We start from the raw sequence: 12,288 nt of genomic DNA on the forward strand, positions 1-12,288 counted from the left end.
TGTCATAAGACAATTAATAAAATTTTTATTGAAACCGCTACTTCAGATAGCATAATAATTTATGCATTATAGTAATAATCATGCCCTAATAAATCAGATTTAGGAATATTGCACTTATATTCATATGAACCTAAATAAGCTTGTAATTCATGAACATTTTGTTCTATTTCTTCATAATTATATTTATCTGAGTTTTGAAATTTTTCAACTAATTTACCTTTATTAACAACTTTTTTATAAGCATCTTCTTTAAAAAACCCGTCTTTTTGTTCTTCACTATGAAAATAATTCTTAAATTCACTATGTTTTTTCGGTAAATTAGAGATAAATTCTGCAAATTTTTCTATTAGAGTAAATACCAAACGTATATTTTCTTTATATTGGTTAACTCTTGAAATTTCATGCTCTATTGTATCTTTTTGTTCAATTTCAATAACATTATTAGATAAAATAACTAAATCTTTTTTATTAACCTCTTGCTTTTCAGATTCCTTTAGTTTTATATTCACTATTTCCTCTTCTAATTCCTTTTCTGTAAATAATCTTTTAAATGCAGCAAGCCATGGACCAAAAGCTGTACTTTCTAACTTTTTAAAATATTCTTTTAACTTCATAACTAATTTCCTTGTTTATATTTTCTTAGTTTAATTTATAGTACTAGTTGGAAGTAATCAAGTTATAGAGCTAAGAAAAATTAATACTTTTGTAAAAATTACATATAGCGTAGCAATTGAAAAACAGTTTTAAAATGCTTAAAATAATTTGACTATTTTAGAAAATTTTAATAAAATCTATTAATAAACTCAATCGATAATACCAAATATGAAAACAGCTTTTATCTTCCCCGGTCAAGGGTCGCAATTGATCGGCATGGGAAAAGATTTTTATGATAATTTTAAAACCGCCAAAGAAACTTTTCAAATCGTTGATGAAGCACTAAATCGAAAACTTACCGACATAATTTTTAACGGCACTTCCGAGGAACTAACTCTAACTACCAACGCACAGCCGGCATTAATGGCAGTATCTATGGCAATAATAAATATTATTAAAGCTGAAACCGGTAAAAATTTGGATAGTCTTTGCGATTATGCTGCCGGTCATTCGCTAGGTGAATATAGTGCTTTATGTAGCACTGAAAGTATTAGTCTTGAGACAGCAGCAAAACTACTTCATATACGTAGTACATCTATGCAAGAAGCATGTCCCGAAGGCGAGGGAAGCATGGCAGCTTGTATCAATATTCCACTTCAAAAACTTGAAGAAATATTGGAAGATATCAACAAAATAAATTTATGCCAAATTGCCAATGATAACATCGAAGGGCAAATAGTTATTAGCGGCAAGACCACAGCTATAGATCATGTTATTAGCATAATTAAAGATTTGGGCTATAAAGCGATAAAACTGAAAGTCAGCGCTCCATTTCATTGTAGCTTAATGAAGCCGGCAAAAGAAAAAATGCGAGTAGCTCTTGATAAAGCTGTAATTAATAAACCTCTGATACCGATAATCCAAAATTATACCGCAAAACCTACTCTAAATCCTACAGAAATCAAACAAAATTTAATTCTTCAGATATGCGGACGAGTTAGATGGCGTGAAACTCTAGAACTATTTAATACCTTAGATATAACTCATATAGTAGAAATAGGTGCCGGAAGCGTATTAACAAATATGCTCCGAAAAATTAATTATCCATATAAATTAAGTAATATTAGTAATTTAGAAGAACTACAGAATTTTTTAGATAACGTTAACAAATAACGCCTCTAATAACTTCTGACTTATAAAGTTTTTAAATTAACTTAATATTATTATATGAAAATTAGTTTTAGTTTTTTTTAAGCAATTGCTAGAATTGTTAACTAGTGATTGGCGAAGCTATTTAGATAAGGTAATAGAAGATTTTAAAAATTTAGCTTTAACAAATACTAATGATACATTTTTAAAAGAAGAATGTTATAGAAAAATTGCTCTTATTAAAGGATACATTAAAGAAGGTGAGTATTCATGGTATGTTGTTCCTTTTGATAAAAAAGATAATGCAAGTTTACTACTTACCAATATTCATATGCTAGAGCTTGATTATCTAAATCAAAATACGGTAAAAGCAGTAAAAAATATGCTGCGAAATAATTTCAAAGATATATATAATCCGGAAATTTATATTATCGCTAATTATGAAGAACCTATAATTAAAAACTATACAATAATAGATAAAATAGCCAAAGGGAAAGTTATTACCTTTGAAGATTTAAATATTAATTATGAAGAACACACAAATGAAGAGTTAAAATATATAGATGATATAGTAAATGATATTAGAAAACTAGACAGCGAGTTAGTAGCAGATATATCAAATATCATCAAATTTATTTATCAATTTTATTTTGTAGATTCTGCTATTACTCAGTATACGATCATTTTTATGGCTGCACATTTTGAAGAACTACAAAATTTTCATCAAAATTTAGATCACCTCAATTTTATAGTACCATTGGAGCATTATAATTTAGATTACCGGCCTAAAAATTATAATAATTTTGTCGATATTGAAGCAATAACTTGGAATAGATTTTTAGTTAAATATCAGAAATTATTTAATAATCTTAGCGAAGAACATTCAGAAATACTATTTAGCATTTGTAGCGATAATGATGATTTTGTAAAATTGTTAATTTCAGACTCTTGTCATCTGAGTTTAAACAAACGAAGCAAAATTATAGAGTACTTAATAGATAAATATAAAGAGGATGCTGAATCTATTTATCCCACAGCTGTACAACTTTTTAATATTTGTGACGATAAAGATGGTTTGGTAAAGTTTCTAACTGCAAGCTCTTACAATCTTAGCCTACAAAAACGAGTCGAAATTATAGAGTACCTAATAGGTAAATATAAAAATGATACCAAATCTATTTATTATATAACCGAGCAACTTTTTAATATTTGTGAGGATAACACAACTATTGAAACTACAAAAATAGAGGCTAAGCATTTTTATAAATATATTAAACATTTCCGTAGTTGGGATGGTTTACCTAGTTATTGGGATATTAAGTTTAAGGGACTGCCCGGTTATGATACGGAAGCTTTAATTATTGGCAATTCCGTAAAGCCGGAAAATGATTATATTTAGTTAGAAAAATTATAAAATAACTCTAGAAATTTTGCTTATTAGATGATATAAAGTAAAGCCATAACCGGAGAGATGGCCGAGTGGCCGAAGGCGGCGGTTTGCTAAACCGTTATATGGGTCATACCGTATCGAGGGTTCGAATCCCTCTCTCTCCGCCAGCTCTATGCTCTTTTATTTTCTTTATAATGCTTAGTATATTTATCTAGTAACATCCTAATCATTTTTTGATAAGGAACATGTGCAGTTGCTGCTTCTGATTTAAAGAACTCTACGCTCTCTTTACTTAAAGAAATGGTTACTTTTACAGAATCATCTTTTAATAACAGTTCTCTAGGATGTGGTAAGAAATCTTTTACTATTTTTACTTCCCCTATTTCCCCATCAGTGTATTTTATTCTCTTGCTCATAAATTCTCTTACCTTTACGCCAGTATCCTGCTCCAAAAATTTTTATATGATTACCTCGAAACATAAAACGGACTGTTAAAATATTACCGTCAACTTGACCTAAACAAAAATATCTTTTTTCTGTAATACTATGGTCTATATCCTCAAGAATTATCCTTTTTATATCTAGAAAAGCTTTTTGAGCTTCATAAAAGCTTACGTTATGCTTCCCAATATTAATGTTATTTTTTTCTTCGTCCCATTCAAAAGAAGAATGCATTTTTAGCCTTTAATCGATTAATTTAATAATACTTAGTTCTATAATAAATGTCCATATATTTATATGGGTAATAAACCATATTTTAAAATTAATAGTTTTCAAAGTAGACATAACAAAACTTAAGCGTAGCCTAAACTAAGGCTAATCTAAACTCGTTAAAGGTTCGCATAACGTACCATGCTCCCGCCAGCGTCTGGACAATTAGCCAATTCTTGTAGTTTACCTTCCGGGAAAGCCAAGGAGTAATCAAGGTTTCCGCCTTTCAAATTTAGGTTCGCAAATACAAATTATCGCCTTATTTCCTTTATTTAACAAGGAAATTAGATTTACATGCAAAATGTCTTTTCATACCTTACCTTTTTAAATTTTATTAAAAACTTTAACTATTTAAGATTATATAATATCATCTTCTTCACCCATTAATCTAATTAAATCTGGATAGGCTTGCTCATATTGAGCTATAAGCTCAAGTGTTTCTGTTTTATCATGAGATGATAATTTAACTTTGTCATTTTCTACTAACTCTCTTAATTCTTTTATTTCTTGTATGGTAGCATAATGAACACTAACCCCTTCGCCATCTTTTGCTGCATACCATTGATTTTGTGCATCCCACAAAAGGGCATTTCTTATATTGGACAGCCTGACTAAGATTTGTTGGTTCTAAATCTAGTTTCACAAAGAAATCTCTTGAGTACGAAAATTCTTGAGTTTCTACATTAGGTGCGTATGTTAATCCAAAAAATTTATCGTTGATGATGAGAATTACGTACCCAATGAAGTATTAGCCTCTCATAAACTCATAAATAACTTTTCTAATTTATTGAAGCATTTTAAACTAACTCCTCTTATAGATCCTACTGATTTTAATCCTAACTATTTTATGGTATGGAGTTGGGCAAAAAATTTAGGGAATATTACTAAATATTTTGGTCAAAAGCTAAAGCGTGTTTGTAATAATATAGAAGAATATAGAAGAAGCAGAAAATTATTGGGAGAGTTATGAACCGGAGGCATTCTTCTAATTTTTCTACATTTCATGAGTTTATAAGTACAATAACACACTGTAACGATGCATTATTAGGCTGTAGAGATATTAGATCGGATATATATTACAATGAACTATAGTCAATTCAGATGAATATAGCCTTCCTCTTTAACGTGCATAGTAAAATATACGAATAGCGAATTATTAAATAATTCGCTGGCGATTAAATGCACATTTAAACTGCTTCAACGCACATAGCCATACCCATACCGCCTCCGATACATAAGGTAACTAAGCCTTTTTTGGCTTTAGCTCTTCGCAAGCTGTGTATTAAAGTAATAAGAACACGTCCGCCGCTTGCCCCGATCGGATGCCCGATTGCTATTGCACCGCCATTTATGTTAACCTTATCCATATCCCATTTCATTTCACGGTTTACATAAATACTTTGAGCAGCAAACGCCTCATTAACCTCGATAACTTCCAAATCATTAACGCTCCAACCTGCTTTACTTAAAGCCTTTTGGGAGGCAGGAACGGGGGCAGTACCCATAATACTTGGATCAACACCGGCTGAAGCATAAGAAACAATACGAGCTAGCGGCATCAAATTATGCTTTTTCAAAGCTTCTTCGGAAACTACCATAAGACATGCCGCACCGTCATTAATTGAGGAAGCATTACCGGCAGTAACTACACCATTTTTATCAAAAGCAGGACGTAATTTACTTAAGATTTCAAGGCTGGTATCAGGTCTTACCGTTTCATCATGTTCAAACAAACTAGTAGTTTTTTTAATCGTTACTTCAATAGGTAAGATTTCATCTTTAAAAATTCCTGCTAGTTGTGCTTTAGCTGCTTTTTTATGAGAGCTTAAGGCAAATTCGTCCTGCTCTTGTCTGCTAATATTAAACTGTTTCGAGATATTTTCGGCAGTAATTCCCATAAATACTCCTGAAAATACATCAGTTAGTCCGTCATACTGCATTAGATCAACCATTTTAATATCGCCGAATTTAGCTCCTGCTCTGATATAGCTACCGTGCATACCGAGCGACATATTCTCCTGCCCACCTGCTATAATTATTTCATTATCACCAGTCATAATCGAATTTGCTGCAAGTGCTACGCTTTTAAGACCTGAGCCACATACTTTATTAATCGTATAACCCGGCACTTCTTTAGGTATCCCCGCATGAATCAGAGTTTGCCTCGCCGGATTCTGTCCGCTACCGCCTGTTATTACTTGTCCAAGTATTACCTCATTTACCAAAGCAGGATCGATTTTGCTATTTTGCAATATATCCTTTATTAAATGAGCAGCAAGCATAGGTGCAGCTGTTGTACTAAGGCTACCCATAAACGAGCCGAAAGCCGTCCTTTTCGCATGAGTTATATAAACCGGTTTTGTCATAATGTGTACTCCTTAAATAATTTATCTAATTTATCATTTATCAAATAGCTAATATGTCCGCCTTTTACTTCTATAAGTTTAGAGTTTTTTAATAATTTTTGCAAAGATAAAATGGAAGATTTAGGCACTATTTGATCATCTTCCGCTGCTACTATATATACAGGGCAATCAATTAAACTCGGATCAATAATAAAATTATCGATTTTCCATTTAAAATTTATAAATATATTTTCATCTAATATATTTTGCATAATTTGATTATAAACCCCTTTAGACATATTATTACCCGACATAAGCCAATGTTCTATTCTAAACGCTAATTCTTGCTCCTTATAGGAAGTTATAGAGAAAAATTTTTTTAATTTAGCATTAAAATAATCAGGGAATAAAAGAAAAAATAAAATCTGTATATGAATTTTAGGAATTATCGGTAAATTTTCTATGCCACTATCTAGTTTTAAATATCGATGCAACATTCTTATATAGAAAAAATGAGAAAAATCCCACGGGCAGGTAAGTAAAGTCAGAGTTTTTATAAATTTAGGTATAAGTATTTTTGCAGCTATCGCAAGGTTACCGCCGATACAATGACCTATTAAATTAATGTCCTTAATTTTCAAACTATCTATTACTTCAATTATTTTATGCACATAGTCATCTAGTAAATATTTAGGTTCCTCAATCTCTAGCCAATCTATTAAATAAACTTCACCATAGCTTCTCAAATTTTCAATAAAATTTTTGTCACGAGCTAAAAAAATATTTCCGGTGAGTTGAAGATAGAAGGAATGATTAGGAAGGTATGCGTGTCATCCCGATTTCTTTCTACGTCATTCCCTCCTCTCTCCTTGTCATTCCCGCGAAAGCGGGAATGACAAGGAGGACTCCGAGTAATACAAAACCCTATAATGCTCAGTTTGCATTACTATTTTACCAGATTCTAAATATTTATTACCTAAATTATGCGTCCTTATATAATTATTATAGAGATCAAAATATTCTTGATATTTATCGTTACTTTGCATTGTAAATATATTATTTTATGTTAATAATCCTTGACAAAAGACTAAATACATTATATAAGCTTCAGCACCTTCAGAGTGTAATAAACAGTATACCATCTCTAAGATGTTATCTGTAAATATATTTTCGTAAAATCTTGAAGTGCTTAAGTTTTTTTTTTGTCCTTAGGGATTTATAATGCTAAGTACCTCATCACGATCGTTTAAAAGCAAATTCAGAGCGGCATTTTGGCCTGTACATAATTACGAACTCGGAAAGTTTATTCCGATAAGTGCCTTAATGTTTTGTATCTTATTTAATCAAAATATTTTACGAATCTTAAAAGATAGTATTCTAATCTCTGAAATCAGTGCAGAGATAGCAGGTTTTGCTAAAGTTTATTGTGTTACGCCTGCTGCAGCTTTATTCGTGATTATTTATGCTAAAATGATTAATCATCTTACTTTTGAGAAGATCTTTTATTATTTAAGTGCATTTTTCATCAGCTTTTTTGTTTTATTTGCTTTTGTAATCTATCCTAATATTCATATTTTTCACGTACATCCCGATAATCTAGCTGACTGGATGGAACGCTATACTCATTTTAAGTGGTATATCTCATTAGTAGGTAATTGGGGTTATATAGTATATTATGGCCTTGCCGAGCTTTGGCCTAATATTTTTTACGTATTATTATTTTGGCAGTTTGCTAATGAACTTACTACTACCGAAGAAGCAAAAAGATTTTATACTCTCTTTTCACTATTTGGCAACTCTTCTTTAATATTAGTCGGCTTTTTAATGATGAATCTATCATCAGAAGATACTATTATTAAGAAGTTTATGAGTATTTCGGATAGTAAAATCACTTTAGTTCAAGTATCCACGACAATTGTAGCAATTGTTGCTATTGTTTGTTGTGTGTTAGTTAGGTTTATTAGCAAGAACGTTTTTACTAACCCGTTATTTTATGCTAAAGCAAAAAGCGGTAGATCAACTTCAGAACGGATGGGACTGATTAAAAGCTTTAAATATATTGCGAAATCAAAATATTTATGGCTACTTTTAATTTGTTCGGCAGCTTTCGGATTTGCTATTAACTTAGTCGAAGCCGTATGGAAAGCAAAAATTAAGGAATTATATCCGACTGTAAATACCTATGCTGAATTTAACAGTCTGTATATACTGTGGACGGGCGTTGCAATAATGGTTATGACCATCATCGGTAATAACGTTATGCGTATGCACAACTGGTTTGTAGCAGCAGTTATTTCACCGGTTATAATAATGGTGACCGGCCTTTTGTTCTTTGTACTTATCGTATTTGATCAACAAATTTTATCATTATTTGATGGAGCAATTTTAATGTCACCGCTTGCTCTTGCCGTTTCGATCGGCGGTATTCAAAATATTTTAGCTAAAGGTACTAAATATTCTATATGGGATACTTCTAGAGAAATGTTATATATACCGCTTGATGATGAACTTAAAACCAAAGGCAAAGCAGCGGTTGACGTAATAAGTGCGAAAGTCGGCAAATCCTCTAGCGGTCTTGTACAATCTATTATCTTTACCTTAGTTCCGACTGCTACTTTTACCTCAATCTCACCGATTCTAATGGTGGTATTTACTTTTGTATGCTTAGCGTGGATTTATGCAGTAAGGAAAATATATTTTGAATATCAAAAAATAGCATAATGATATCGACATTGCTCACGTGGTTCAGTTTTCTTGTCATTGCGAACGACTGTAGGCGTTGTTTCATGGATCGGTTTTTCTTCTGTCATCCCGCGACTTGATCGCGGGATCCAGGAAAAATAGACAAATAATATACGCTACAAGTTGTTTTTCTGGATACCGTGGTCAAGCCACGGTATGGCACCGAGCGTATTTTTTCGATCCATGCAACAAGGCTGCGACTATAAGGAGCGTGGCAATCTCAGGAATCTTATATTACTTACTTTATGAGATTGCCGCGTCGCTTCGCTCCTCGCAATGACGTCCCCAATATCTACACAACAATGTTTTTTTAGCTAGAGACCTTGTAACTTATCTCTCCTTAAAGCTTTAATATCCATTTTAATGTTATCTAGCAAAACGTCAAGTTCATTCAAGCTATTTTGAATATCACTTTCAGGAGAAGCGGACTTAAATGAAGTTAGAACAACTTTTTCACTCTTTATAAAATTATGAGACTGATCATTAAGTTTAATAGTAACAACTTCGCCGGCTAGAGAGTTTGCATATCCACTCTCATTAATTGGCTTTGGATGCGTAATTTTGAGGTTTTTTGAAGTGTTAGTTTCCTTATTCTTACTACGGAATGAAAAAATTCCCTATAATGGCATTTGATTTATATTTTATTTAAAAAATGCCATTATAGGGAAATAACTTATATTTAACAAGCAGGATGGTTAATTTTTATAAACTTTTCTATCATTCTAGTAACGGAACGTTCTAGCTCAATATCTAATTTTGAATAATCAGAAAAGCTAAACCATTTAAGTTCATTCGATTCGTTATTTTTTATAAAATTATCATTATTTACTGTTTTTAGTAAAAATCGTACATCATAGTGATAATGAGCAGGCTCCTTATGAGTTTGCGGAATATAATGGGTATCTATATCAAAAATCTCCTTATTTATCGTTTTAATCTCATTAATTCCGGATTCTTCTATAGCTTCTTTAACCGCTACATTTAATATATTACTATCTCCGTCACAATGACCTCCTGGTTGAAGCCATTTATCAAGCTTTTTATGGTGCATCAATAAAAATTTAGTTTTATCATTATTAAGTAAAAAAGCTGAAGCAGTGAAATGCCCTATTTGTAAATCTCGGCTAAAAGGGTTGTCATATTCATTTAAAAATTCAAGCATTTTTGTTTTTGTAACAATTTCTTCAGGATATGTGCTACTGTAATTTTGTAGTTTAATATGTAATTCATTCATAACGATAATTTTTTATGTATAGAGCTTCGATATTTAACTCAAATTTCTCTGCTAAGTCAAATAAAAATAATGTTATAAAATTACATTTTACCATGTTTCGTGGTAATTATCATTGACAATCAATTAATACTTAGTTATTATTATGCTTCTAAAATTTAATATTAATTAATAGATTTATATTTATGCTTAAAGAAATAATCAATGAAATAGTAAACGATAATACAAACCCTTGGTACGGTAAGCTTGCAGTAGTAGGAGCATGTGCTGTTGGAATTTATGTAGTAGTAATTGATCCACCTTTAAAAATTGCTATGGCATGTGCTGCCGGCATAATGGGAACATTAGCTACAATTAAAGTAGGAGAAGCCTGTTATAATTATTATATGGAAACAAAATACCTAAGAAGAAGGATTAATTGGAGAAGTAGAATATAATATTGAAATATATTAACAAAATATTTTTAACGAATTTAGAGGACAAACCGACTCTAAATTCATGTTCATTTACTATTCAAGCCGTTTTTTAGTCTAATTTTGACTTGTTTTAAAGAACGAGGAGTTGCGTCCGTAACTTCAATTTCAATATTTTCTGAAATATCTATTCTAGTACCGATAGCCGGAACACTACCTACTCTAGTCAATACTAAACCACCTATCGTATCAAACTCATCATCATCATTTTTTAGCTTTTCTCCTATTATTTCTTCAAGCACTTCTACTTCAACACGTGCATTTGAAATAATTGTTGAGTTATTAATAACCTTGAAATTATCGCTATCTAATTGCTGATCATGCTCATCATCAATTCGTCCTACTATTTCTTCTATAAGATCTTCAATGGTAACTAAACCGTCAGTACCGCCATACTCATCAACAACTATTGCAATATGTGTTCTCTCACGACGCATTTTTGCTAGCAAATCTAATAATTTCATAGAAGGAGCTGCAATTATATGCTTACGTATAAGCTTTTTTAGACGACCATTTTGCTTTGTAGCCAATGCTTTAAATAAATCCTTGATATGAATGAACCCTACTACATTGTCTAAAGTACCGTCATATATAAGAGTTCGTGTATGTGGGACTTCTAACTTAATAGACTCACTTAATTCTTCTAGATTCGTAGTTAATTTTATTGCCGCAATATCGGAACGCGGTACCATTATATCTTCAATAGTTTTATCTTCTAGCTCCAATAAATTAGCTAAAATATTACGCTCGTCTAAAGTCATTTTTTGGCTATTAATTTTAAGGCGTTTTATGACACCAAAAAAATTATCAGGCGTTTTTGTTTTTCTAAAAAAATTTTTTATCAGAGATAATAATTTTCGTACAGTAAAAATTAACTTATTATTTTGATTTTTTTTACTAGAATCTTCTTTTTTTGAAGATTTTAACATAAATTTTTTTATTTAGTTAATAAGGGGAAGAAATACCGAAATATGATAATATTTCAATTTCTAGATTTTCCATAATATTTGCTTCTGTGTCATTTTGATGATCAAACCCAATTAAGTGTAAAATACTATGTATTAAAATATGAATAAAATGATTCTCAAAATTTTTTTGCTGCTCGCACGATTCATTATATATTACCTCATAACAAAATGCTATATCACCTAAATGCATATAATCAGAGTCGCCTAAAAATTCAAGTTTAGAATATAAATCCTGCCAATTTAATTCGTTGCTTGGAAAAGAAAGAACGTTAGTAGCTTTTTCTATATTACGAAATTGTTTGTTTAAGGTCAATATTTCTGCAGTATTTGTTAGTAAAATTGATAATTCAAATTGTTTTATTTTACTAAAATTATCAAACCGCAATAAAATATTTTGAGTTATTTTTTTGATTAAACTCTTATTTATCTGCTTATGCTCACGCCATTTGTTGTAATTTTTTATGATTTCTACGTTTATCATTTCTTAATCCTATCACATCAATGTCATTCCCACGTAGGCGGGAAGGTATTGTTGCGTGGATAGGTTTTTCGTCATTGCGAGAAGAATTACGCAGTAATTCGACGAAGCAATCCAGTAAAAAATTCTGTAAATCAGAATTTTTTTAATTATTTTGCTGGATTGCAGCAAAGCTTCGCTCCTCGCAATGACGGTTCTAGTATCCAT

14 protein-coding genes, 1 tRNA gene and 1 pseudogene are annotated in these 12,288 nt (G+C 31.1%); 7 read left to right on the forward strand and 9 right to left on the reverse strand.

What is annotated here, in order from left to right; translation table 11 throughout:
* Window positions 1–59: 59 nt before the first annotated feature.
* On the reverse strand, window positions 60–614 hold the full coding sequence (locus BN1174_RS02695) for a hypothetical protein (protein WP_040256290.1): 555 nt from the start codon (window positions 612–614) through the stop codon (window positions 60–62).
* A 208-nt stretch (window positions 615–822) separates the two neighbouring features.
* On the opposite strand from BN1174_RS02695, the gene fabD reads away from it, so the two are divergent.
* The 3 genes from fabD (at window position 823) to BN1174_RS02725 (ending at window position 3,300) form a co-directional block, all read left to right on the forward strand.
* Window positions 823–1,767 carry an ACP S-malonyltransferase gene (gene fabD, locus BN1174_RS02700; RefSeq protein WP_040256292.1) on the forward strand — a complete coding sequence of 315 codons (945 nt, stop codon included), beginning with the start codon at window positions 823–825 and terminating at the stop codon, window positions 1,765–1,767.
* Between the two features lie 1,051 nt (window positions 1,768–2,818).
* Window positions 2,819–3,142 carry a hypothetical protein gene (locus BN1174_RS12630; protein ID WP_040257938.1) on the forward strand — a complete coding sequence of 108 codons (324 nt, stop codon included), beginning with the start codon at window positions 2,819–2,821 and terminating at the stop codon, window positions 3,140–3,142.
* 66 nt (window positions 3,143–3,208) lie between these two features.
* Window positions 3,209–3,300, forward strand: a tRNA-Ser gene (locus tag BN1174_RS02725).
* A 3-nt stretch (window positions 3,301–3,303) separates the two neighbouring features.
* On the opposite strand, the gene BN1174_RS09765 is transcribed toward BN1174_RS02725, so the two are convergent.
* The 3 genes from BN1174_RS09765 to BN1174_RS10690 form a co-directional block, all read right to left on the reverse strand.
* Window positions 3,304–3,549 carry a CopG family transcriptional regulator gene (locus BN1174_RS09765; protein ID WP_045812941.1) on the reverse strand — a complete coding sequence of 82 codons (246 nt, stop codon included), beginning with the start codon at window positions 3,547–3,549 and terminating at the stop codon, window positions 3,304–3,306.
* Complete coding sequence (locus BN1174_RS09770) at window positions 3,524–3,808, reverse strand: BrnT family toxin (protein WP_040256296.1); 285 nt, start codon at window positions 3,806–3,808, stop codon at window positions 3,524–3,526. Before BN1174_RS09770 ends, BN1174_RS09765 begins: the two co-directional genes overlap by 26 nt.
* A 393-nt stretch (window positions 3,809–4,201) precedes the next feature.
* Window positions 4,202–4,426 (reverse strand): hypothetical protein, encoded by a 225-nt coding sequence (locus tag BN1174_RS10690; RefSeq protein WP_040256298.1) that lies wholly within the window; start codon window positions 4,424–4,426, stop codon window positions 4,202–4,204.
* Between the two features lie 205 nt (window positions 4,427–4,631).
* On the opposite strand from BN1174_RS10690, the gene BN1174_RS11545 reads away from it, so the two are divergent.
* Window positions 4,632–4,814, forward strand: a complete 183-nt coding sequence (locus BN1174_RS11545) for a hypothetical protein (protein WP_040256299.1) — start codon at window positions 4,632–4,634, stop codon at window positions 4,812–4,814.
* Between the two features lie 217 nt (window positions 4,815–5,031).
* On the opposite strand, the gene BN1174_RS02750 is transcribed toward BN1174_RS11545, so the two are convergent.
* Together BN1174_RS02750 and BN1174_RS02755 are read right to left on the reverse strand one after the other, a co-directional pair.
* Window positions 5,032–6,210 carry an acetyl-CoA C-acetyltransferase gene (locus tag BN1174_RS02750; protein WP_040256301.1) on the reverse strand — a complete coding sequence of 393 codons (1,179 nt, stop codon included), beginning with the start codon at window positions 6,208–6,210 and terminating at the stop codon, window positions 5,032–5,034.
* Window positions 6,207–7,235: pseudogene (locus tag BN1174_RS02755) on the reverse strand (alpha/beta fold hydrolase). The gene BN1174_RS02750 and the pseudogene BN1174_RS02755 overlap by 4 nt, the downstream one beginning before the upstream one ends.
* Before the next feature lie 175 nt (window positions 7,236–7,410).
* Between BN1174_RS02755 and tlc5 the strand changes: the two are divergent.
* Window positions 7,411–8,910: a GTP/GDP exchange transporter Tlc5 gene (gene tlc5, locus BN1174_RS02760; RefSeq protein WP_040256305.1), complete on the forward strand. Its 1,500-nt coding sequence runs from the start codon at window positions 7,411–7,413 to the stop codon at window positions 8,908–8,910.
* Window positions 8,911–9,610: 700 nt separating this feature from the next.
* On the opposite strand, the gene BN1174_RS02765 is transcribed toward tlc5, so the two are convergent.
* On the reverse strand, window positions 9,611–10,042 hold the full coding sequence (locus BN1174_RS02765) for an NUDIX hydrolase (protein WP_266264860.1): 432 nt from the start codon (window positions 10,040–10,042) through the stop codon (window positions 9,611–9,613).
* Between the two features lie 305 nt (window positions 10,043–10,347).
* Here BN1174_RS02765 and BN1174_RS02770 point away from each other — a divergent pair, with 305 nt between their 5' ends.
* Window positions 10,348–10,599 carry a hypothetical protein gene (locus BN1174_RS02770; protein WP_040256309.1) on the forward strand — a complete coding sequence of 84 codons (252 nt, stop codon included), beginning with the start codon at window positions 10,348–10,350 and terminating at the stop codon, window positions 10,597–10,599.
* 65 nt (window positions 10,600–10,664) lie between these two features.
* On the opposite strand, the gene tlyC is transcribed toward BN1174_RS02770, so the two are convergent.
* A complete protein-coding gene (gene tlyC, locus BN1174_RS02775) occupies window positions 10,665–11,564 on the reverse strand; it encodes a hemolysin C (protein WP_040256311.1) in 900 nt (299 codons plus the stop codon).
* Between the two features lie 16 nt (window positions 11,565–11,580).
* On the reverse strand, window positions 11,581–12,084 hold the full coding sequence (ybeY, locus tag BN1174_RS02780; RefSeq protein WP_040256314.1) for an rRNA maturation RNase YbeY: 504 nt from the start codon (window positions 12,082–12,084) through the stop codon (window positions 11,581–11,583).
* A gap of 20 nt (window positions 12,085–12,104) precedes the next feature.
* Between ybeY and BN1174_RS12220 the strand changes: the two genes are divergently transcribed.
* Window positions 12,105–12,230: a hypothetical protein gene (locus tag BN1174_RS12220; protein WP_269378812.1), complete on the forward strand. Its 126-nt coding sequence runs from the start codon at window positions 12,105–12,107 to the stop codon at window positions 12,228–12,230.
* Window positions 12,231–12,288 lie beyond the last annotated feature (58 nt).

The sequence above is a fragment of the Rickettsia hoogstraalii genome (assembly GCF_000825685.1).
Lineage (GTDB): Bacteria > Pseudomonadota > Alphaproteobacteria > Rickettsiales > Rickettsiaceae > Rickettsia > Rickettsia hoogstraalii.